The following is a 23,642-nucleotide window of genomic DNA, read 5'->3' as shown; positions in this document are numbered from 1 at the left end:
ATTTCATAAAAAGCAGTGGTTAGGAACCACTGCTTTTTACACACGAATCCTGATCAAAGGAAACACTTTTATAGAAAGCTTCATCTGTCTCTACTCAATCATTAAGATCTGACGGATATCCTCTTCTGTTAACGTTGCAGTGGCGTTCGCTTTTAAATCGACAACCTCTGCAATCAAATCTCTCTTTTGCTCTTGAAGTTCATTCATTTTCTCTTCAACCGTACCACGGGCCACGAGCTTTATGACTTTCACTTTATTGTTCTGTCCCATTCTATGAACTCGATCGGCTGCTTGTTCTTCAACCGCAGGGTTCCACCAAAGATCATATAAAATAACGGTATCTGCACCTGTTAGATTCAACCCTGTTCCCCTGCTTTCAAAGAAATAAGGAACAAATCTCGTTCCCCCTCATTGAATTGATTGCAAAGTTCAATTCGTTGCTCTGAAGGAGTTTGGCCATCTAAATAGAAATATGTGTGACCACTTGCTGTGAGCTCTCTACCAATTAGCTCAAGCATTTTCGTAAACTGAGAGAAAATCAACACCCTTCTTCCAGATTGTCTTGATTCCTCCACGATTTCGATTAGCTGCTCAAACTTTGCTGAGCTTCCCTTATAGCCATCTACAAATAACGCAGGATGACAGCAAATTTGGCGTAATCGCGTTAACCCGGCTAATATTTTTATCCGATTTTTTCGCAAGGTGTCCTTATCCAAGTGCTTTACGGTATCGTGTCTTAATTTTGCTAAGTAAGCAAGATAGAGCTTCTTTTGATCTGGGAGCAGATCGGTTGATACAAGGATCTCCTCTTTCTCTGGTAACTCAGATAACACATCCTCTTTCATTCTCCGAAGTAAAAACGGTCGAACTCTGCGAGCGATTTCTTTCCTTGTGAGCTCGCTGTATTCCTTTAATCCTTGGAATAGTTGTGGGAATACGACGTGGTAAATCGCCCATAGTTCTTCAAGGGAATTCTCCACTGGCGTTCCTGTAAGCCCAAAACGATGTTCTGCCTCGATCCTTTTCACAGCCCGCGCGGTTTGTGTCACTGGGTTCTTAAAAGCCTGAGCCTCGTCAAAGAAAACTGTATGAAACGATTGTTTTTCATACGATTTCCTATCACGACGCAGTAACGGATAGGACGTGATGATAACATCTAATTCTTTCATATCCTTCAAGAGCTGTTCACGGTCCTCTTTCTTTCCATCTATGACTAGCGCTTGTAGCTCGGATGCAAAAGTCCTAATTTCTCTTAACCAGTTATAAGTTAAAGAAGAAGGGCAGACAATTAGGACCGGCTTACCGCTTTCACGAATACGAGGAAGCTCTGACAGAATGAAGGCAATGCTCTGTACCGTTTTTCCGAGTCCCATGTCATCGGCTAGAACTCCACCAAAGCCATAGCTAGCTAATGTCTTTAGCCATTGATACCCACGCTTTTGGTAATCTCGTAAGATCGAATCTAACTCTTTAGGCACTTCATATTCGACAGCCCCTGGGTTTTGTAGCTGATCTAGAAATTGACGGAACGATTCCTCCATCTTAAAGACTTCGCTTTCCTCAATTGAATCAAGATATTTGAGTCCTTCGGTAATAGGTAGATTAAGACCTACCTCAAACTCTTGAGTCTGAACTGGAACAGCATTCAAGAAACGCTCGATCTCTTCCATTTCTCTCGTCTCAAGCGACAGAAGTGATCCATTTTGAAGCCGATAATATTTGCGCTTTTCTTCTAACGCTGCCAAAACCTCTTTCATTTCGTTTTCTGCAAGCCCATCGAACTCAAATGTAAATGCGAGCCAGTTCCTTCTCTCTTTTTCTTTCACCTTTACTCTAATTCTTGGGGTATGCTTTCTAAATATCCGATTCCTGATAGCTGTTGTTGCATAAATCTGGACAAGACGCTTAAGCTTCGGAACCATATGATATAAAAACTCATACTCGAGTAACTCATTTTGCATGAAATAACCGCCATCAGTTTGAGAAAAACCACTTGCCTCCATTAATTGAAGAATCTCCTCTTCTTTCTCCATATCCCTTATAATCATAGGTCCACTCGGAATGTCTCTGCTTTCCAATGGTTGAATGATCACATTTCCATATTGAAATTCAAGCCCTGCAAGTAGTCGGTTTCGCAAACGATCCAAGTACAACTTAGCAATTAAAGGAGTTTTCAGCATTGTTTCAGTTAACGCTTTTGACATCTGGACTTCCCCAATTCTTTTTAGTCCAGGTACAATCTTCGTTAAAAAGAAATCAATTTGATTGAGCGGAATCGGAATGGAATTTTCACTTGGAGACACCAGCATTTGCTTTAAATGAAGCAACCGTTCACAATCAGCTTCTTCTAACTGAAATATTTCCCCTTCACATAACACGGAACTATAAAACGGCAAAACGATCATTCGCTCAAATCCTATAATGGTCAATTGATACTCAGCGTGGTCCGTTTCTTTCAGTGAAAATTGTAGCGGCGGTGAACCTTTCACAAGGTTAAATCGTTCATATACATGGTCATCATGCATCATCGAAACAAATGAAGCCTTGATGAGCAAGGAGGTGATGTACTCCCATGAAGAGGGCGGAACGAGCAAAGTCTCGTTCGTACTAGGAATATCCGCCTCAGGCAATGTCTCTAGATAAGCTTCTTCATCATGAATGATCCGAATCAGCTGTTGCAACACGGCATCAGCTTCATTTGAAAAGCAGTGAATGCTTGGATCATACGTTACTTTGGACGACACCACTCTCGACTTTCCCTGTTTCACATCTTGTAAAAACTCTCTTACGTGAGGAACCTTTGTCTCTTCTATTACTAACTCAATCCCAAGTAAGTACTGATCTTTTCCGACCGCAACAGGTTTACTTATCAGCCTTGTATTCAGTATTTCTCTTTTCTCAAAATAACGTTGCTGTCGACTTGTCCGTGTCGGTCTGTCTTTAAAAAGAGCTAGAAAGTCTTCCGTTAAATCACCATATCGCGCTCGGTCATCATGTACACTTGAATCTAACGTTTCTTGTCTCTGCTGGTCACAAAGCGCTAACAAAACAGCCGCGACATGCTGACAGCATTTTTGGAAATTAGCTAAAGTCGGACAGCTACATGTCGTTTGAATATTGCCCGCTTCCCCTTTGGCAATCGTGACATGAAAGTCTTCTTTTCCACTAACGGTCGCTTCACAAAAATCAGAGCTCCAATGGTGAATTGTCACTTTATCCGAGCGATAAAAAGAGTCTCCTTTTTTAAAGGAGACGTTGCCGCACATTTCTTTAATTATCTTGTGATTGATTTTGATCTCCATGACTTCGGCTCTTTTCTTTTGATTATTAAGAGAACTACTCGTTCGTACATTTATTTACTTCAACACTAACATAAATGATGAAAACAAAAAAGATTGCCGCCTACATTATAGGACTTTTACAGGCATCTGTTGATATTATATCTAATTCCCATTCTAGTCCACGCTAGATAATCCCTAATGTCGTTGATTAATTTTTTTAGAACATTAAGAAATTAAACGTCATAGAAGAAGGTTACTACAAGTTTATGGAGAATATTTATTAAACAACATCATAAGCATATTAGATATAAACTAAATACTTTTTTTGTTCAAAATCAGTGCAATATACCATTTTTTTGAAAACGCTTTCTTTATACAGTCACTTAGGATAGCGTATACTTTAATTGAGGAGGTTATAGATGTTAAAACAATCGTCCATCCATGAGTATATAGCAAACCTTGATAAATCCTCATCGCAAGAGGAAAAATTAAACTTGTGTACGAAGGGATTACTCGATTTATTTCCTATTAAAGAAGCTCATTTATTCAGATATGCTCCACTAGGAAACATCGCTGAAGGCATTATTAAGCTCAATGCATCAGGTTTATACTATATTGGCCATGTGAGAGATGATCTCCGAAACTTACCTCCTATTTATAACTCTCTACAAAAAAGAAAAGCTGTTTATATTTCTAACGAAGATTTTTTTGGGAAATATGGTAGTAAATATACGAACCCTAATGAAAAAAATGATCACATCATCATACCTATTTGTTATAGCTCGACCCCCGTTGGCTATTTTATTGCGCGAGAGTTACCGACAAATTTCACCTGTAGCGAAAATATGTTATCTATTTTAACTCTCTATGGAAAATTAGTCGGGAAAATGATCGAAAGCAACAAGGAAGGACAAGCGGTTGACAAGCTTAGTAAGCGAGAAAGCGAAGTGATGCAGCGGATTTCCTGGGGCGAAAGTATAAAGGAAATGGCTAGCTCTATGGAAATAAGTGAATATACCGTAAAGGATTACATAAAATCTGCTATAAAGAAGCTAGAAGTCAATAACCGTGTCGAAGCAGTAGCTGAGTTACTTCGAAAAGGGCTTATTTCTTAATTACAATTCAAGCAACCTGTAATCTATTTTATGACTACAGGTTGCTTTTTTTGCTTCGTTAACCATTCGTATGTGTGGAAGGTTTAGCAGCTGCAAGGTCCGAAACAGGTGTAAAGGAATGGATTTTCACCTTCCTTTCTGCTAAACGCCATTTTCCAGTGCTCTTACTAAATCTATCATAATAAGTGCCTGCTATCACAAAAGCTGTCCCTTCCTTATCCATTGCCGTTGCATCAAGATCTGAAATAGCAGTTGCCATGCCATTCTCCATATCAGTTGTAACAACAATATTTACTGTATAATGATGTGTTTTTGGAACATCCCTCCAACTAATCTCTAGCCTTTCTAATATCTCCTGCTTATTGCGACAGCACCCTCCTGGATCTCCCAAATCCCAGATTGCATTTTCTTCCCAAACATCCATAAATAACTCTCGATCCTTTTTATCGACACCATGATTATAGTTTGCTATTACCTCATAGATTTGGTGACGAGCTTCTAGTTCATCGATTCTATCCTCTAATGTTTTTGACACGATATCCCACCTTTTTTAAAAGCGCCTGTCACTTAGTTACTTCAATAAGTGACAGGGCTTTATTCTTTTAGAAATCAATAGTTCACGCAGGGTTATTAAAGCGCTTTCATAATATTGTTAAAAAGAATCAGGCTTTTTCCATTGTGGACTGCAACGAGAATCCTTCATATCCCTTGAATGCTATTTCGCTACATTTTTCACGGTACGGGCCAACTCCACCAAGGTAAATAAGGAATCTTCGTGGTTTACCAGGGACATTCGCACCTGTATACCAAGAATCCGTCTTCGTAAAAAGGGTGGCTTCAGCTACTTCCCGACAGTGCTTGCTCCATGCCTCCTCAGCATCTTCTTTTGCCTCAAGGATTTCAATATCGTTGTCTCTTAGGTACTCAATACAATCTGTAATCCATTCCACATGTTGTTCAATAGAAGTAGGTACATTACTTAATACAGAAGGGCTTTCAGGACCAGTAATCATAAACATATTAGGAAAACCAGAAGTTGCTATTCCAAGATAGGTTTTTGTTTGCTCCCCATTCTCCCATTTTTCTTTAAGTGTCACGTTATCTTTTCCTCGAATGTCAATTTTAAATAGTGACCCTGTCATTGCATCATAACCGGTAGCAAATATGATAATATCAAGTTCATACTCCCCATCAGTTGTACGAATCCCTTTTGGTGTAATCTCCATAATCGGGTTTGCCTTGACATCTACTAAGCTAACATTATCACGGTTGTAGGTTTCATAATAATTTGTATCCTGAATCGGTCGTTTCGTGCCATAATAGTAAGTTGGTGATAGTTTCTCTGCAGTTTCTGGATCGTGGACGATATTTTTAATTTTATTACGGATAAATACTGACAATGTTTCATTAGCATCTTCGTTTGCTGTTAAATCCTGATAGGTTTCAAGGAAGAAGCTACTAACTCCACCTTTTTGCCAAGCAGCCTCGTATAAATGATCTCGCTCTTCTGGAGTATCTTCTAATGCTGAAGGCCTAGCTTCTATGTCATTTGGGAACCCACCAAAAGAATATCTCCTCTTACGCTTAAATTCATTGAAGTTGTCCTTCACTTGTCTTACATACTCAGGGTCATATGCATGGTTTCTTGATGGTACACTGTATTGTGCTGTACGTTGAAAAACAGTAAGATGGTCTACTTCAGGGGCGATGGCTGGAATGACTTGAATTCCCGTGGAACCGGTACCTATAACCCCCACTCGTTTCCCCTTCAAACTCACCTGTTCTTTTGGCCAGTTTCCAGTATGGTACCATTTACCTTCAAAACGATCTAAACCTTTAAACTTAGGTACATTAGCGGTAGAAAGGCATCCTACTCCTGAAATAAAATATTTAGCACTTAGTGTACTTCCTTCATTCGTTTGAATCGTCCACCTATTATCTTCTTCGTTATAATGCGCTGAAATAATTCGAGTGTTGAGCTGGATATCACGACGCAAATCAAATTTATCAGCTACATAGTTTAGATACTCTAGGATTTCTGACTGCTTTGAAAATTTTTCAGACCAATTCCATTCTTTAAAAAGTTCCTCAGAGAATGTAAAACTATAATCAATGCTTTCATTGTCACAGCGTGCTCCAGGATAACGATTTTTATGCCATACCCCACCTACACCATCAGCCGCTTCGAAAACTCTCGTACTAAATCCAGCTTCTCGCAATCGGTAAAGCATGTATAACCCCGAAAATCCTGCTCCTACAACAACTGCGTCTAAGTGAACGACCTCTTTTTTTTGGTTCATATTCGAACACTCCTCTCTTAAAATTAAAGTGTTAAAACAAACAACCTATTAAACATCGAGATAAGCGAAAAAAATCTTTAAGAATTTTTCACTTTGTGGTCGGCTCCAGTCAAAAACTGATCAATTTTTAATGTAGTATTCTTAATTCTATCTGGAAAAACTTCCATATTTGTAAAATAGCCATGAACTAATCCTTTTTCACAAATGGAATCAACGTTAACACCTTCGTCTCTTAACCTTTTTGCATAAGCTAATCCTTCATCTCTTAAGACATCACATTCTGCTGTAATGACTAATGCTTGAGGAAGATTACTTAGATCTTTCGCTAATAGAGGTGCTACAAATTCGTTTTTTCGATCTGATTCGTCTCTAATATAATGACTTCCAAACCAAATCATGAGATCTTTATCTAACCCATACCCTTGTTGAAATTCCTCATAAGACGCTGTATCATAACCCAAATCAGTCACCGGATAAATGAGCACCTGCGCCGAAATGTTTGGTCCATTTTGATCTCTTGCGATCATAGAAACAGCGGTTGCGAGATTCCCCCAGCGCTATCTCCACCTACTATAATTTTGGAAGCGTTTCCATTTAAGAGTTCAGCATTTTCACTCACCCATTGTAAGGCAGCATATGAATCTTGCATTGGAATAGGAAATTTATATTCAGGAGAGAGTCGATAATCAACCGACACAACGATCGTACCTGTTTGATTTGCAATCATTCTGCAGCTTGCATCAGATGTCTCAATATCTCCTAAAACCCAGCCACCGCCATGATAGTAAACAAAAAGTGGAAAAGGCCCTTCCCCTTCTGGCGTATAAATTCTTATTTTTATTTCCTCATCCTTATCAACAGAAATGAACCGGTCTTCAACGCTTGCCAGTGGTGCCAAATATACCTCAACAGGAGGAGCATCAGCGAACATTTCTCTTACTTCTTTCGGATTCATAGATTGAATTGCAGGCATTTGATTAAAAACTTGTAAATAGGCTTTTGCTTCTGGAGTTAAATTAGACATACAACTCATCCTCTCTTTTCAAATCATATTTTCTATCTAAATTAATGGTACACTTTTCTGAATTATTTAAATATTCCCATTTAAGAGTAGGCTCTCCCCTCTAAAGAGTGTGATTTGATAGACATATGATTTGAATATTATCCGTCTCTGGTTAACTATTAAAAAACATCGATGAATGGTTACATTTCGGCAGTTAGTTTCCTGACCTTCATACTCCTTGATCAGAGGATGAGACAACCTAAAAAACCCCTACATTCCAGTAGGGGTTCACTCTCATCTCACCATTTATTCAACACAGTAATACCAGGTGTCTTAAATTCCGCCATATCATAAAGAATATCTGCCGCTTCTACCAATCCAACTGTTTTCGTAATCATTTTTTCAGGTTGTAACAATCCGCTTTCAACCATGCGCATCATATCAGGGAAGCGAGAGACAGGCATATTTGCTGAGCCAATAACTTCAAGCTCTTTTACAACAATTAGGTCGATTGGTAATTCAACCTTGCCTTTCTCATCCTTCGATGTCAGGCCTAGTTGAAGATGTCTCCCTCTTTTCCGTAAAGAATTTACTGCATTTTGGCAAGTTAATGCTATTCCAAGTGCATCAACAGCAACGTGAGCGCCGCCGTTCGTAATATTAATGATTTCTTGAACAGCATCTGTTTCACGACCATTAATTGTAATATCGGCTCCGAATTCTTTTGCTAGTTTTAACGCTTCATCATTAATATCTACAGCGATTACTTTCGCACCAATTGCTTTTGCGATATGTGCGAGTGAAAGCCCAAGACCACCGCTTCCATGGATAGCAACCCATTCACCCGGCTTCACTTTTGCTTGATCGACTAGCCCGTGAAAAGCTGTCATAAACCTACAACCTAAAGCTGCACCTGCTTCAAAACTAACACTGTCAGGTAAATGAACGGCATTGCGATCAGCATCTGGAACATTTACATATCTGCCGTAGCCTCCCCAATACGTTGTCCCGGCGACACTGCCGTGATCGCAAATATTTGAATGACCTGTTAAGCAGTATTCACATGTTCCTTCACCATGTGCATGAGGAACTACGATTCGGTCGCCTTTTTTAAATTTAGTCACTTGATTTCCTACTTCCTCCACAACACCTGCAAATTCATGTCCAAATACATGTGGCAGTTCCATTTGTAAGCCAATCCAATCCCAATCTCCCATCATAAAATGCCAGTCACTTCTACAAATACCATTCGCTTCAACACGTATCACGACCCCAGTATCCGTCAATGATGGTTTCTCAACTTCTTGTACCTCCATCTTCTTGCCAAACTCCGTTAAAACAAGCGCTTTCATGATATTCCTCCTCAAAATCGATTTTTAAAAAGGTGAATCTGAAATTAAGCTTAGCTAAACGGGTGTAAATTGTGGAACGGTCATCGATTCGGACCAAGTCTCAAATTCAACTTTGACCTTCATACCGATTTCAACCGCTTGTAAATTACATTTTATAATGTTGCTCATCATCGTTGGGCCTTCCTCTAGTTGAATTAATGCAACAACATAAGGAGCTTCCATTTGATAGACCTTTGATATTGCGCGATGAACAATTGTAAAGCTCTTCACAGTTCCATGACCAGTAGCCCTTTTCCACTGCATTTTTCTATTCGTGCATTTTGTACACATCAATCGCGGATAAAATTGAAAATGATGACAAGTAGAGCATTGCTGGATAAGAAGTTCATGGTTGCGACAAGCCTCCCAATAAGGAGCTGTCTCTACGGTCGGCTTTGGAGTAATTTTTCCTTGCATTATCCTACCTCCCGACCAAGAATAAGGGTTGTATGACTTGACATAATCCCACCTTGCCCATGGACCAGAGCTACTTCCGCTCTCGGTACTTGTCTGATTCCAGCTTGATGACGAAGCTGGGTGACCGCTTCAGTTAATGCGAACATTGAGCCAGGATTGCCTGGGTGACAATGAGCAAGGAGACCCCCATGAGTATTAACGGGTAAGGAACCACCGAGTTCAATTTCACCACTTTCCACAAAAGCTCCTGCCTCTCCTTTCTCACAAAAACCAAGGTCTTCAAGCTCGATTAAGACGGTTGGAGTAAAGCAATCATATAACTCTGCAAAGTCGATATCCTTTGGACGTAGACCTGCCATTTTGTAGGCACGCTGTCCTGATTCAACAGCCGCTGACGTTGTAAGGCTGCGCGCCTGACTAATGTGCTCATGCCCATGCCCCTCCCCGACTCCAAGAATGTAAACAGGATGATGTGGAAAATGAACAGCCCGTTCTGCGGATGTAAGGATTACGGCAGCCCCCCCATCTGATATAAGAGAACAATCTAAAAGATGTAAAGGCTCTGCAATGAACCGTGATTGGATGACATCTTCCACTGTAATCAGATCTCTCATTTGGGCATTCTGATTTAAATGGGCATGTTTTCGAGCCGTGACTGAAACTCTCGCCAATTGCTCTGGAGTTGTTCCATATTGTTCCATATGCGCTTTTGCGATGAGTGCATAATAGGCAGGTACCGTTGGACCATATGGTAGTTCAAACTCTCTGTGTCCGGTCGACGCTTGCATGGCCATTGTCTGTTCTTTTGTAAGCCCACTGCGCAAGCTGTCTGCCATAGTAATCAAAACTGTATCGCAAATTCCCGTTGCAATCGCAGAAGCTGCATGATGAAGAGCAGAAAAGGTCGTTCCTCCTCCTGTACCAACACTCATGCAATATTTCGGAAATATTTGCAAATACTCCGCGATGGCTTCTGCGTGATAAAGAATTGGTTCAGCCATCGAATTACACGTTATCAGTCCATCGACTTCATCCTTACTAATACCAGCGTCTTCTAATGCTCTTAAGGCTGCATCAATACATAGCTGTGTAGCTGATAGATGAGGAACGAAGCCAACTTCCGTGTCCGCAGCACCGACAATTGCTACCTTTCCTGTTAATGACGCCATCATTTGTCTCCTTTTTCATGTAATGATCAAATGTTATCGTTTAACTTGAAAGCCTATTTGCTCCCGGTCCCATGTATCATCTGTAATTCCCTCTGTACGCAGTTTGTATTTTTCCACTCGTTGTGATGGTGTCCTTGGCAAGCTCTTTACAAAGCGGATATAGCGTGGAATAGCAAAATGAGCCATTCGGGACTGGCAGAAATTTAATAAATTTTCAGGAGACAGCTTTTCACCTTCTTTTACAATCACAGCAGCAAGAACTTCCTCTTCCGATAGCTCTGAAGGAACTCCAATAATAGCTGCTTCTAACACTTGCGGGTGATCGTTAATCACGCGCTCGACTTCGTAGGATGAAATATTTTCACCACGCCTACGGACAACATCTTTCTTTCGATCAATAAAATAAAGATAACCGTCCTCATCTAGACGCCCCGTATCGCCGGTATGAAACCATAGATCTTGCCATGCTTTTATCGTCGCTTCGGCGTTACCATAGTAATCGGTAAACATGATTCCTGGTTTTTTCGGACGGACAACAATCTCGCCACTTTTCCCAACTGGGCACGGCTGATTGTTTTCATCATGAATTTCAACTTCATAGATTGGGAGGATTTTTCCACAAGCCCCTTTACGAAACTGCTTAGCAGGGTTAGCTGCTACTGTTCCTAACTCGGTTGACCCATATACTTCCGTGATTTCGACCTGAAAACGTTGCTTGAAGTCTTCATAAATTTCTATAGGTGTAGGTGCTCCATATGCCTTACGAACAGAATGATCGTCATCATTTGCTTGTTGCTTCTGCTTCATTAATATTGTTAGCATTGACCCCATAAAGTTAAAGGCCGTAATGCCCTCCTTACGGCAAATATCCCAAAATTTCGAAGCCGAAAAGCGGTCATGCATCACAACGTCACAGCCAACAAGCAGCGCAACAAGAACCGTTGTATAACGTGCATTAACATGAAACAATGGAAAGACCGTAAATAATCGATCTTCACGTTTATACTCCATTACTTCACAAGCAGTATGTGCCAAACTAAAATTTGCACTATGAGTCAGAACGACTCCCTTGGACGGACCGGTCGTTCCTGACGTGAACAGGATGAGAGATGGATCATTTGCTTGAATTGACGCCTCTATCCTATGATCGCTTGCTTGAGAGATAAGCTGTTCAAAAGAATACCAAGTAAAGAGATTCGACTTCTGTTCAGGAAGTGCCCCGACTACTATGACTTGCTTTAAATACTGTAGCTGATTGGCAAGATCGTTAATGCGCTCTATCCAATCAGATTGTATGACTATTGATTGACATCTTGCTTGGTTGAGAATGTAAGCTAAAAGATCTCCTCGAAAACCTGTATTAATAGGAACTTCAATTGCCCCTATTCGAGCAAGCCCTAACCATGTAATTAAAAATTCCCTACTATTTGGCAGCATTACAGCACAAGAATCGCCTTTACGTAACCCTAAAGACAATGCTGCATTAGCTACCTGGTTCCCCTGTTGATGATATTCACCATAGGTCAACTCATCGTCCAAAAATCGGATAAATCGATCATACGGTCTTAATTTTGCCCTGTGCTCTACGATTTCCCCAAATGTCTGTGGACCTGTATACATAGTCTCCCTCCATTGTTCGCCTGTCTATCGGGTCACTTTATATCCGGTAATTTCACGATCCCATGTGTCTACAGTGATCCCAGCTTTCCTTAATTTATACTTTTCGACTCGTTGAGACGGTGTTCTTGGCAGCTCTTTTACAAAGCGAATATACCGAGGAATTGCGAAATGCGCCATTCGAGACTGGCAAAACTCTAGTATTTCTTCAGGATGTAGTTCCTCTTCCTCCTTCAAATGGACAACAGCTAGTACTTCTTCCTCCGTTAAATCAGATGGCACCCCAATGACTGCAGCTTCAAGAATTTTCGGATGTTTATTGATTACACTTTCAATTTCATAGGATGAGATATTCTCGCCCCTTCTCCGAACGACATCTTTTTTTCGATCAACGAAATAAAAATAACCATCTTGATCCATGTATCCACTATCCCCTGTGTGGAACCAAAGGTTTTGCCAAGATTTCACAGTTTCATCAGCCATACCATAGTAGCCAGAGAACATGATGGCAGGCTCCTTTGGTCGAATGACAATTTCTCCTGCTACCCCGGTGGACATGGACGACCCTCTTCATCATGTATTTCTACTTCATAACAATTAACCGCTTTCCCACAAGAGCCTTTTCGAAATGATTCTGCACGATTAATCATCGTTAAGCCAACTTCTGTTGATCCATACGCTTCTGTTATTTTCACATTAAATCTAGATTGAAACTCATCAAAAATCTCAATTGGAGCAGGGGCACCTTGAACCATTCTGACAGGATTGTCGCCATCATTGGCTCGTTTCGGTTGCTTCATTAAAATGGTCAGAAGTGATCCCATATAATTGAAGCAAGTAATTCCTTCCTTTCGACAAATATCCCAAAATTTTGATGCAGAGAAGCGATCATGCATGACAACGTCACAACCAGCAAGCAATGCAACAAGTACCGTCGTATAACGCGCATTGACATGAAATAATGGGAAAACCGTAAAAAGGCGATCATCAGGACCATAATGCATTAAGTCACAAGCGGTTTGAGCTAGGTTAAAATTAGCGTGATGGCTCAGCACCACTCCTTTTGAAGGCCCTGTTGTTCCTGAGGTAAAAAGTATTAAAGACGGATCATTAGGCGTGATTTCTACCTTTATGTCGCATTCCTGTGCTTGTGTGAGTAAATCATTAAAACAATACCAATTAAATCTCGTATGTCTCTCTACTACTTTTTCTCCTACAACGATTACGTGTGAAAGATGTGTTAGATCATCCGCGATATCCTTAATCCTCTCTACCCATTTAGAGGAAATAACAATAGCCTGACAAGTTGCTTTGTTTAAAATATAGGTAAGCAAATCTCCTTTATATGCAACGTTAATTGGAACCTCAATCACACCGATTCTTGCCAAACCTAACCAGGTAACTAAAAATTCCGAGCTATTTGGCAGCATCACCGCACATGTGTCACCTTTTTTAAGTCCTAAAGCTGAAATCATATGAGCTGCTTGGTTGCCACCACGATGGTACTCATCATACGTTAATGTATCGTTTTCAAACTTTATGAATCGTTTATTTGGATGAGAACGCGCACGGTGCTTAACAACTTCTCCGAAAGTTTCAATTCCGTTATACATCTGCTCCTCCTATACTTATCAAATCATTCCACCCCAGGTAAGCATGAAGAGCTAACCTGAGGCAGCTTCTATTAACCTAAGTTAATCCAGATGTTTTTAATTTCTGTATACATATCAATGGATGCAGCCCCATTTTCTCTCCCCAACCCACTTTGTTTGTAACCTCCAAACGGTGAGCCCGGCTCTGTGATATTGTACGTATTGACCCATACATTTCCAGTTCGTAATGCGTGAGCTACTTTATGTGCTTTCCGAAGATCCGTTGTACATATCCCTCCACCTAAACCATAAACCGTATTGTTCGCTTGTTTAATCACTTCATCAATATCATCAAACGGCATAGCAGAAACGACAGGACCAAAGATTTCCTCTTTCGCAATCGTCATGTCATTATGAACATTAGCCATTACCGTCGGCTTAACAAAATGTCCATTTGCTAGATTTGCCTCTTTAGCATCACCGCCAATTATCATCTCTGCTCCTTCCTGTTGGCCAATATCCAAATAATGAAGGACTCGTTGTTTCTGTTTAGATGAAATAAGAGGCCCGATAACCGTATCCTTGTCAAAGCCATTTCCTACACGGTAATTTTTCGAGTATTCAGCTAAGTCAGCTAAGAAACGATCATAAATGCCTTTTTCAACATATAATCGAGATCCGGCAAAACACACTTGACCAGAGTTGAAAAAGATTGAATTGGCAGCATTTGCTAGAGCTGTTTCATAGTCGGCATCATCAAATATAATATGAGCAGATTTCCCACCTAACTCAAGTGTTACTTTTTTAATGTTAACCGCACTATTCTGGATGATTTCTTTCCCAACAACAGTAGAACCAGTAAACGCAATTTTGTCGACATCGGTATGTGAGGCAAGCGCTGCACCGACAGTCGCTCCATAGCCAGTGACAATATTAACGACTCCATCTGGGAACCCTGCTTCTTGGACTAATTCAGCAAAACGCAGCAAGCTAATCGGGGTCTCTTCAGAAGGTTTGACAATGACTGTATTTCCAACTGCCAATGGTGCTGAAATTTTCATAATTGCATTCATTAACGGTGCATTCCACGGAACAATCCCTGCACAAACGCCAATTGGTTCACGAATCGTATAGTTAAAGATGTTTCCAGGGGTTGAAGAAGGAATTGTTTCTCCTGTTATTTTCGTTGCCCATCCTGCATAATAACGGAAATTATCAGCTGCTGCTGCTGCAAAGCCAGTCGTAAGAGAAACCGGTTGACCATAATCAAGCGTATCCAAATGTGCCAATTCTTCCGCATTTGCTTCAATTAAATCTGCAAGTTTTAAAATGAGCCTTGCTCTTTCATTTGGCTTCATTTTAGGCCAAGGACCTTCTTCAAATGCTCTTCGTGCCGCTGCAACTGCCAAATCTACATCCTCTTTATCACCTTCTGCCGCTGTAGTAATTAACTCACCTGTTGCCGGATTTCTTATTTCCGTTCTTTTACCTGACATTGCATCTACCCATCTACCACCTATTAACATTTTTAAAGGTTTGGAAGTAAACTCGACTGCCTTTGAATTTAATGCAATTAATGTGGACATACTGAAGACCCCCTTTTATAATTAAAGCAATACGTTCAGGCAAATAATTGTATGTAAAGTTATTATAGTCATCATTGTAACCGTTTCCAATAATCAAAATATTAATAATTGTACAAAACTTAACACTTTCTCACATATTGTATAATAGAAACTATTTTATTTAGAAAAGGTGGAAAGCTTACAATGAATCAAACGACTCAAAAGAAAGCCATACGATCTAAAAAGATTTTCAAGAAAATTCTTTTAACTTTGCTACAGAAGAAACCCTTTGACGAAATTACCATAACCGAAATCGTGAGAGAAGCTGAATTTAATCGTGGTACATTTTATTTTCACTACGAGCAAAAAGAAGATTTATTAGAAGAGATGATTGAAGATGTCTTTGTTGAACTACGCAAAGCATTTCGTCACTGCTATTTGAACTCTGATACGGAAGTAAATATATTAGAGCTTTCTACCATTCCTTTATTTGACCACTTTATCGAGTACAAACAATTTTATCAAGTGATGCTAGGCTCTCATATTACCCATAATTTCAGAGACCAATTAATTGAGTCCATGAAGAAACACTTTAGAGAAGATATTGACTTCCAGGCAAATGACATTGATACAGACATTAATATTGAACTTTTTTATACATATCGCGTCAGCGGAATGATAGGGCTCATCCTCGAGTGGATCCAAAACGACTTTAACCATCCAAAAACGTATATGGCTGAACAAATAGTTAAAATCGCGACTTTCTATACAAAGAAGGTTTACATTAAAAGTTAGACTATAATTCGACAAGTGCTAGTGCACCTGTCAAACCTACGCAGCCCTTGACTGCTCATAACGATCCGTTACTTTCTTCTTCCTACCACCTGATTTTCCAACTATAAAAGTACCATATCTCCATTTAGACACAAAGTAAATCATCACAATCGGTATTACGATCCCAGCTAACAACTGGACAATTACATATTGAATTTCCGTCATGCTTGTAATCGCTAACCTCCTACTAAATACAGTTTGAACAAAAGGATGAAGCAAATAAATTCCAAATGAATATTCACTAATAGTAACTACCCACTTCGGAGTCTGTTTCACTTTTGAAACAAGGTAGAAGGAAAGGAAAAAGAAAAATACCGTATACGGAATTAAATCAAAACGAGCTGATGTCACTCTCGTTAACAGTCCTGAATGATAAATATATTGGACCACTCCAAGTGATACAGCCGTCCCGATCACAATCAACATCCAATTGTTATGGAGGAATTGTTTAAAACGTTCATAGTTTCTTCCACAATAATAAGCGACAACGTAATAAAAGAGCCAACCAAAGAACAAAATTCTAGAAAAGAACAGTGTTAAGTAACTCGAATGATTCACGAAATCAATGAAATAAAAATACAAACACACCCAGTATCCTGCGCTAATGACAAAACTAGCCGTAAGGACTTGAGCGGCTTTAAATCGCTTCATGTATTTTACAAATAATAGATGCAACAAGTAAAACTAAAAAATGATTAATACGAAGTAACCATGCCACTGACCAATGAGATTGTATCCAAATTCTGTAACCAAATCAGCTAACGACCAGTTAAACCGATAGTACTTGTCGCCAGCATAGAATAGTGACATAACGATATATGGAATGAAAATATATTTCACTCTCTTTATGAGAAACCCTTTTGGTATTTTATCTTGATATGCATGCGTCATTACAATCGTTGAAATAAGGACAAACATTGGTGTACCGTAAAGCAATAGCATTTGCAACGTCCGATACCCAACTCGAATATCCCCTGATAAAGAGAAGTCTGTTATGACTCTGCTCACCGCGTGAGTAAGGACAACACTCAAACAAGCTATGACTCGAAGCCAATACACTTCTTTCATTTCTTTTGTCACGTTATCAACGCCCTTCTATATTCACACATCCTCCTATTCTCTTCGATCTCATTCTTTTTCTCAATGAAAAAAAGCACCCTTTTCAGGTGCGTATTACCAATCCTTTATAAAAAATCTCAATAATAAATGGCATTTTTTGGGTATGATATGATGGCAAACAGAGTATGCCGGTAGACTTGAAAAGGAGCTTCGACCTCGCTCCCGGGATGGGGGCACGCTTTCCGCAGGCGGGCGTTGAACTAACCGGCTGCGCCGGTGGATTTCAACCTGCCCTTCCCTCCTGCAGGAGTCGGCCCTCCCATCCCGTCCGCTTTGTTGAGCGGAAAGATAGAAATTCCCTACTCTTCAACGATCAAAAGAAATAGGAGAAATAGCGTAAAAAGGCCTTTGAGAAACGAAACTCAAAGGCCTTTGTCTACAGTCTGAAGTTTAATTTTCATTAAAAAGGCAATTTCTCATCCAATAATGGATAGAGAAAACGTCCCAGCTTCTTAATTGTAAAAAATTTATCTCACCATATTCGGAATCCATAATACGATCTCTGGCCAAATGGTAATGATCAGTAAGACAATAAACGAAACAATTAAAAATGGGAAGATTGCTTTCGTTAAAGCTTCAATCTTCACTTGACCAACCGAAGAAGCAATGAATAGACCTGCTCCTACTGGTGGTGTTAACAATCCAATCGTTAAGTTGATACAAATGATAATCCCAAAGTGAACAGGATCAATGCCGTACATATTAATCATCGGTAAGAAGATCGGAACCAAGATGATTAATGCTGCGATTCCATCAATTACCGTCCCTATTAATAGTAATAATAGATTCGTTAATAAAAGGAACAATAGTGGACTATCCGTGATACCTGTCATGGTTTTCGCTAACATTTGCGGAATTCCCTCAAATGTTAATACCCATCCGAAAATATTCGCCATTGCAATTAGCAGTGTCACTGTCGCAGTTGTCATCGCTGTATTCACTAAAATGTCAGGAACGTCTTTGATTTTCAAATCTCGATATAGGAAGAATCCAACAATGATTGCAAGTAAGCATGCAATCGCCGCTGATTCAGTAGGAGTAAACACTCCGCTAATGATCCCTACAATAATGATTCCAGGAACCATTAAAGCAGGTATGATTTTGAAAGAAGCTTCAAAAACATTTTTCAAAGGCTCTTTCTCAGATTTAGGTAACTTTTGACGATAACCGATATACATGATTAGTAGAATAAAAGAAAGTCCTAAGAGAATCCCTGGCATAATCCCAGCTAAGAACATCGTCCCAATCGATGTTCCTGATTGTACACCGTAAATGATAAACAACATACTTGGTGGAATAATTGGTCCAAGTAGTGCAGCAGCAGAAGTCGTTGCAGCTGCAAAAGATCGCTTGTATCCTTCTTCTTCCATTGATGGAACCATGACTTTACTCATCATAGCTATTTGCGCTGTGGCTGAACCAATGATTGAAGCTAGAAACATATTCGCGACAACATTTACATATGCTAACCCAGCTCGATAGTGCCCAAATAACACTTTGGCAAAACGAACGAGACGCTTTGTAATCCCCCTGAGTTCATTAATTCCCCAGCAAGCATGAACAAAGGAATCGCTAACAGTCCGTAGCTTTCTAAACCAGAATATAACCGTTGTGGAACCGTATTTAAAAGTCCTAAACTCCCACTAATGACGATATAAGAAATACTTGTTATTCCTAAAACAATTGCTATAGGTATACGTAACAATAATAGAACGATAAACACAAACAAAGCGATTAACATCGTGAACCCCTCCCCTTATAAAGTTTCCTTTAGACTTAACAAAAATAAATGCACCGAGTGTAAACTCATAAAGATAAAGCCTATTGGAACACTTAAATAAGGGTAAATCATCGGAAGCTGCATCGAATTAGATTTTTGTAATACGATATTTGGTGAACTTAACCAAATATAAGAATAGTAAACGATAAACAAACAAAATAATAAAATAATCACAAAACCTATACTTGCAATGATCTTTCGACTCTTTTCATTCAATTTATCTACTAAAATGGTTACGGCAGCTGTTTGCTGCCGTTTAATACCTATACTTCCACCCAAAAAGGTTAACCAAACCAAAGTGAAAATAGCAAACTCGTCACTCCAGAATAAGGGGCTGTTTAGATAATAACGGAAAAATACACCAGCTGTAAGTGCTAAAAACATTGCAACTATTAAGATCATAACTATCAACTTTTCTACCTTATGGATAGCATCACTTAATTTTCCGAAAAAGTTAGTTAAAGTCACTACTACGCCCCTATCGTCTTACTGATTGCTTTCTATGAAACTATTAATGATTTCATTGCTGCTATATTTAGAATAGATATCTTCTTGTACAGATGTAAAAGCACTTGTATCAACATTATCAATAATTGTTAAGCCAGCATCTTGTAATTTTGCAAGGTTGCTTTCCTCACGTTGAATCGCATCTTCAACTCCCCAATCAACTGCCGCCTGCATCGCTTCTTTTACAATTTCTTGGTCTTCAGCTGATAGTGAATTGAACACTTCTTGACTCATTACAACAACTGATGGGAATGCCATATGCTTTGTTAATGTTAAATCATCAGCAATCTCTTGCAGATTTAAAGAAACAAGAGCATCTAAATCAATATCAATTCCATCAATAACACCTGTTTGTAGTGATGAATAAACTTCCCCAAGCGGCATCGGTGTAGGACTAACTCCTAAACCAGTCCAAAATTCTTGCATAACTGGATTACCAATGATACGTAATTTCTTACCAGCTAAATCAGATGGATCTTCAATTGCACCACTCTTCATTAATACATGACGCTCTCCAGCAAAACTGAAGTCTAATCCAACAAGTCCTTGCGACTCAAGCTCAGCTAACATTTGCTTTGCTTCTTCTGATTGACGAACTTGGCTTGCCTCTTCTAAATTTTCAAATAAAAACGGCATAAACCACGCATTTAAAGATTCAGATCTAGTACTCATGTAGGCATTTGTAATAAAACCAAAATCTAGTGATCCTATTTCCATTTGTTGAACCATATCAGCTTCAGAACCAAGTTGTTCACTTGGAAATACTTCTGCACTCATACGACCATCAGAACGTGCTTGAAGTTCTTCATTAAATTTCTCCGCTGTTACTGTCCAACCATGGGATGGTGGAGTTACTAACGAAACCCGGAAGTTATACGTTTGCTCATCTGATATTCCGTCAGACTGAGCACCTTCATTGCCGCCACATGCAGCGAGTAGAAGGAGCATTGACACAAATAATACAGTAAAAAGAGCTTTGTTTTTTTTCATCTTTCTTCCCCCATTTTTTCATTATTTTCTTTTCCCAATATAATAAATGATTCAGGGAACTTCATTGTAATCGGTTACAAATCGAACGAATAAAGAGACTGAATTCTTAAACACCTATTACTATATTAGGGAAACACTTTCACTAATTTGATAATAAATAAAAACGCTTCAAATGTCAATATTATTCGAAAATTGACAAATTGATTTTTTCTTACTGTTTTTAGTGTAAATTATTGAATCACCATCTGAATTCGAAAGATCCAAATGCAGCTTTTGCACTTGGATCTTTCGAATTCATCCTGATTCAATTAATTATTTTGCAAATATGCCTTTAATACCTTTACGACACGTTCTTCATCGTTTGTATTTACCTTAAAATGGTCCCCCTTCAATTGTGTTGATACATCGTCAATTCCTTGGGCGTGTAGAAAATCTACGACATGATTCATGTTATCTTCAGGAGTTGTTAGCTCTTTCTTCCCTATGTATTGCTCATTTACAAAAAGGTCATAAGATTCATGCGCATTTTTCAACACCATCGGATCATCTCCTGTTAACCCTCGTGGAAAAGCTGTCTGATTGTAGGTTTCCATCTTCTCTCACCTCTTGTTTCTTTTGTAGTAGTTTGCTCAAAGAGGTGTATATATTATGTATGTTTGCATGTAAACCTCTCTGTGAGGGTCATCCCTTCTCAATTCTGTTCAGGATAGAGATACATGTTTGAAGAACTGATAAAAAGCGCTAACCCTTAATTGGATCAACGCTAAGTTTTATTAAAATTTTTTTAATGATAAAATATGCTATTCCAACAAAGATCCTACTTTACGCAAGTGATATTGCTTAAACGATAGTCTCTACAATTTCCTCAATCACTTCCATACGGTATTGAAGGCTAACATCATGCTCATCAGCAAGGTTATATTCCCTCTCTAACAACGGATACAACGTCTCACTGATCGCCCTTCTTTCATAGACATGTATCGTATACATATAAAAATACTCATCTAGACTGTATCCCAACGCTTCTGCAAAATAGTGATGAACACCATCCTCTTGCTCTTCTTCAGAAGTAAGCACACTTTCTTTTAAAGGACGTAAACTCGTCTCCAGTATTTCTTGCAACTTTTCCTCTTCTAACTGGACACCATATCTTTCTAATGCCAACTCTTGCCAAGTCTGCTCATAAAGGATCCTTAACTGACTGTCCTCGTAAACCTTCTCAGTGTCAGCTTCGATTCCATTAGTCGTATATAGTAAATGAAATAAAATAAACCATTTTCGATCGACCCCTTGTAAATCTAATTGAGAAGCTTCACTTATCGCAACATCAATATCCGCCTTATTCAGCTCTCCCATGACACCTAATTGATTCACTTCTATTAACTTTTCTCTTAATTCCTGCTGCTCGATTGTTTCATCCTCATTATTGCAAGCAACTAATACTAATATAATGATAAACCATGGAAATTTCTTTATAACCAAAATGTTTTCCTCCCATTCACGGCATACTATCAATCAACAAACTTAAAATCTCTTCATTTTGATTCTGAAATATAACAATGCTTGTACTTAATACAACTAGTAACAAAATCAGATAAATGATTGCATATGTACGGAGCCTTACATCCCCTCTTAACCCAGCCTTGAAAAAACCAAATACCCCTGCAACAAATAGTGGGATCAAAAGTAGTAGCTTTAACCAATTATTGATGAATGAATTTATACTAACCATAATTGAAATGATGTTACGATCACCTGCTTCAATAAAGAACGTTACTGGATTTATGATTCCCTTCTCCACTTCTAAAGCATTATCAGCAGTCAAATGATAATCGTAACCATATGGATAAATGCCCATAACATATAGGAGCCATAAAATCGACAACGATATTGAATAAACGTTTATGAGTGGCCAGTATTTATTCACCCAATCTCTCCTTTACTTGACCATTAAAAGTTTCTTCACATGAATATAGAAACACTTAAGAGGAATGTTCCTTTACTTTTCTCCGGCTAATAATGAGAGCACCAGCCATCAGAAAAACAAACCCTATTACATTCATGATTGCATTTCCTACATTTCCAAATGAAGATACGGTTAATGAAAGTAAAAAACTCCCAAACAAAAGAATTGGAATTCCAAAAATAAACCTCATTTCGAACCTCCCCCGGTTGTTTTCCTTCCTTTATAACCATAACATGTTTTTCCACTTTTATGGGAAATTGCTTGAATCCTTCTTATCCATTGAAGCTAACAGAAAAGAAACTTTCGATAAAGAATACTCGTCTAAATATAAAGGGGGATTTCAGATGCATGCTCAAAAGTGCTTTATAAGTTTATTAATATTAGTTTTAATTCCCATTTCAGGTTGCACAAATCATGAAGAGTTTACTGTAATTGATTCGATTAACGCTAAAGAAGTGTTAACTTTAGAACCAGATGCCGATATCTTTCAGTATGATGGAATTATTTACAAGACAGATATTGACTGGATAGAAACATTATCTTTAACAACAGATGTCCAAATTGGTGAAATAAAAAGCAAAACCGATACTCATACGAACTTTTTGGATGAAATGTCAAATAAACTCCCTATCGGTGCAAAGATCTATTCCGTTAAAGAACGAAAAGATATCTTAATCGTTGAGTCAAATGGAGAATTAATCCGATACCTTGCGATCGTTGAAGGGTAAACATCCTGTTCGCAACCTTGGACAGAAGCCTTTTTCGCATATTTTAGTGCCACGATTGTAATTTTTTATTGACTATCTATTTAAAGAGGAGTAAATTCTCTATATAAAAACAATATAGAAAACCTTAGTCGCTTAATCATTATGAGCGGGGGAACCACTTTGATGGATAAAATCCATCTTGGGGTGAATCTTACTTAGTAAGAGGGGATACTCTCAGTCCCTAATCCGACAGCTAACCTCGTCAGCGTTTTTTGGAGAGAAGGGTCCT

General features: G+C 38.9%; 18 protein-coding genes, 4 pseudogenes and 1 riboswitch. Of the genes and pseudogenes, 3 read left to right on the top strand and 19 right to left on the bottom strand.

Annotated elements, in window-relative coordinates; genetic code table 11:
• Positions 1-90 precede the first annotated feature (90 nt).
• Positions 91-3,302, bottom strand: a pseudogene (locus tag BkAM31D_RS08160) (DEAD/DEAH box helicase).
• A gap of 398 nt (positions 3,303-3,700) precedes the next feature.
• Here BkAM31D_RS08160 and BkAM31D_RS08155 point away from each other — a divergent pair.
• A complete protein-coding gene (locus tag BkAM31D_RS08155) occupies positions 3,701-4,396 on the top strand; it encodes a helix-turn-helix domain-containing protein (protein WP_066152104.1) in 696 nt (231 codons plus the stop codon).
• Positions 4,397-4,454: 58 nt separating this feature from the next.
• On the opposite strand, the gene BkAM31D_RS08150 is transcribed toward BkAM31D_RS08155, so the two are convergent.
• The 10 genes and pseudogenes from BkAM31D_RS08150 to BkAM31D_RS08105 form a co-directional block, all read right to left on the bottom strand.
• Positions 4,455-4,931 carry a nuclear transport factor 2 family protein gene (locus tag BkAM31D_RS08150; RefSeq protein WP_066152106.1) on the bottom strand — a complete coding sequence of 159 codons (477 nt, stop codon included), beginning with the start codon at positions 4,929-4,931 and terminating at the stop codon, positions 4,455-4,457.
• 127 nt (positions 4,932-5,058) lie between these two features.
• On the bottom strand, positions 5,059-6,696 hold the full coding sequence (locus tag BkAM31D_RS08145) for a flavin-containing monooxygenase (protein ID WP_066152109.1): 1,638 nt from the start codon (positions 6,694-6,696) through the stop codon (positions 5,059-5,061).
• Between the two features lie 77 nt (positions 6,697-6,773).
• A pseudogene (lipP1, locus tag BkAM31D_RS08140) lies at positions 6,774-7,627 on the bottom strand (LipP1 family hormone-sensitive lipase).
• A gap of 371 nt (positions 7,628-7,998) precedes the next feature.
• On the bottom strand, positions 7,999-9,051 hold the full coding sequence (locus BkAM31D_RS08135) for a zinc-dependent alcohol dehydrogenase family protein (RefSeq protein ID WP_066152119.1): 1,053 nt from the start codon (positions 9,049-9,051) through the stop codon (positions 7,999-8,001).
• 54 nt (positions 9,052-9,105) lie between these two features.
• On the bottom strand, positions 9,106-9,507 hold the full coding sequence (locus BkAM31D_RS08130; RefSeq protein WP_066152122.1) for a Zn-ribbon domain-containing OB-fold protein: 402 nt from the start codon (positions 9,505-9,507) through the stop codon (positions 9,106-9,108).
• Positions 9,507-10,679 (bottom strand): thiolase C-terminal domain-containing protein, encoded by a 1,173-nt coding sequence (locus tag BkAM31D_RS08125; protein WP_066152125.1) that lies wholly within the window; start codon positions 10,677-10,679, stop codon positions 9,507-9,509. The genes BkAM31D_RS08130 and BkAM31D_RS08125 overlap by 1 nt, the downstream gene beginning before the upstream one ends.
• A 30-nt stretch (positions 10,680-10,709) precedes the next feature.
• Positions 10,710-12,296, bottom strand: coding sequence for an ATP-dependent acyl-CoA ligase (locus BkAM31D_RS08120; protein WP_066152128.1), 1,587 nt, complete (start codon positions 12,294-12,296; stop codon positions 10,710-10,712).
• Between the two features lie 24 nt (positions 12,297-12,320).
• A complete protein-coding gene (locus tag BkAM31D_RS08115; RefSeq protein ID WP_085449759.1) occupies positions 12,321-12,851 on the bottom strand; it encodes an AMP-binding enzyme in 531 nt (176 codons plus the stop codon).
• Positions 12,836-13,906, bottom strand: coding sequence for an AMP-binding protein (locus BkAM31D_RS08110; RefSeq protein ID WP_085449758.1), 1,071 nt, complete (start codon positions 13,904-13,906; stop codon positions 12,836-12,838). The genes BkAM31D_RS08115 and BkAM31D_RS08110 overlap by 16 nt, the downstream gene beginning before the upstream one ends.
• Before the next feature lie 71 nt (positions 13,907-13,977).
• Entirely contained in the window at positions 13,978-15,471 is a 1,494-nt protein-coding gene (locus BkAM31D_RS08105) for an aldehyde dehydrogenase family protein (RefSeq protein ID WP_066152133.1), read from the bottom strand.
• A 183-nt stretch (positions 15,472-15,654) separates the two neighbouring features.
• Between BkAM31D_RS08105 and BkAM31D_RS08100 the strand changes: the two genes are divergently transcribed.
• Positions 15,655-16,245, top strand: a complete 591-nt coding sequence (locus tag BkAM31D_RS08100; RefSeq protein WP_066152135.1) for a TetR/AcrR family transcriptional regulator — start codon at positions 15,655-15,657, stop codon at positions 16,243-16,245.
• Between the two features lie 36 nt (positions 16,246-16,281).
• On the opposite strand, the pseudogene BkAM31D_RS24215 reads toward BkAM31D_RS08100, so the two are convergent.
• The 8 genes and pseudogenes from BkAM31D_RS24215 to BkAM31D_RS23920 form a co-directional block, all read right to left on the bottom strand.
• Positions 16,282-17,352: pseudogene (locus BkAM31D_RS24215) on the bottom strand (acyltransferase family protein).
• Between the two features lie 518 nt (positions 17,353-17,870).
• Positions 17,871-19,144 (bottom strand): annotated as a pseudogene (locus BkAM31D_RS08085) (TRAP transporter large permease).
• Between the two features lie 15 nt (positions 19,145-19,159).
• Entirely contained in the window at positions 19,160-19,651 is a 492-nt protein-coding gene (locus BkAM31D_RS08080) for a TRAP transporter small permease (protein ID WP_066152149.1), read from the bottom strand.
• An 18-nt stretch (positions 19,652-19,669) separates the two neighbouring features.
• Positions 19,670-20,680, bottom strand: coding sequence for a TRAP transporter substrate-binding protein (locus BkAM31D_RS08075; RefSeq protein ID WP_066152151.1), 1,011 nt, complete (start codon positions 20,678-20,680; stop codon positions 19,670-19,672).
• A gap of 308 nt (positions 20,681-20,988) precedes the next feature.
• The gene (locus tag BkAM31D_RS08070) at positions 20,989-21,273 is read right to left on the bottom strand and encodes a hypothetical protein (RefSeq protein ID WP_066152156.1); all 285 of its coding nucleotides are present in this window, start codon (positions 21,271-21,273) and stop codon (positions 20,989-20,991) included.
• 247 nt (positions 21,274-21,520) lie between these two features.
• Positions 21,521-22,162 (bottom strand): hypothetical protein, encoded by a 642-nt coding sequence (locus BkAM31D_RS08065; RefSeq protein WP_066152157.1) that lies wholly within the window; start codon positions 22,160-22,162, stop codon positions 21,521-21,523.
• A gap of 16 nt (positions 22,163-22,178) precedes the next feature.
• Positions 22,179-22,607: a hypothetical protein gene (locus BkAM31D_RS08060; protein WP_066152160.1), complete on the bottom strand. Its 429-nt coding sequence runs from the start codon at positions 22,605-22,607 to the stop codon at positions 22,179-22,181.
• Positions 22,608-22,662: 55 nt separating this feature from the next.
• Positions 22,663-22,836 carry a hypothetical protein gene (locus BkAM31D_RS23920; protein ID WP_169801092.1) on the bottom strand — a complete coding sequence of 58 codons (174 nt, stop codon included), beginning with the start codon at positions 22,834-22,836 and terminating at the stop codon, positions 22,663-22,665.
• Positions 22,837-22,990: 154 nt separating this feature from the next.
• Here BkAM31D_RS23920 and BkAM31D_RS08055 point away from each other — a divergent pair, with 154 nt between their 5' ends.
• A complete protein-coding gene (locus tag BkAM31D_RS08055; RefSeq protein WP_066152163.1) occupies positions 22,991-23,374 on the top strand; it encodes a hypothetical protein in 384 nt (127 codons plus the stop codon).
• A 119-nt stretch (positions 23,375-23,493) separates the two neighbouring features.
• A riboswitch (cyclic di-AMP (ydaO/yuaA leader) is annotated at positions 23,494-23,636 on the top strand.
• Positions 23,637-23,642 lie beyond the last annotated feature (6 nt).

This window comes from Halalkalibacter krulwichiae, from assembly GCF_002109385.1.
Classification (GTDB): domain Bacteria; phylum Bacillota; class Bacilli; order Bacillales; family Bacillaceae_D; genus Halalkalibacter; species Halalkalibacter krulwichiae.
The sequence above is the reverse complement of the archived record's forward strand: the minus strand, read 5'-3'. Positions and strand labels throughout refer to the sequence as shown.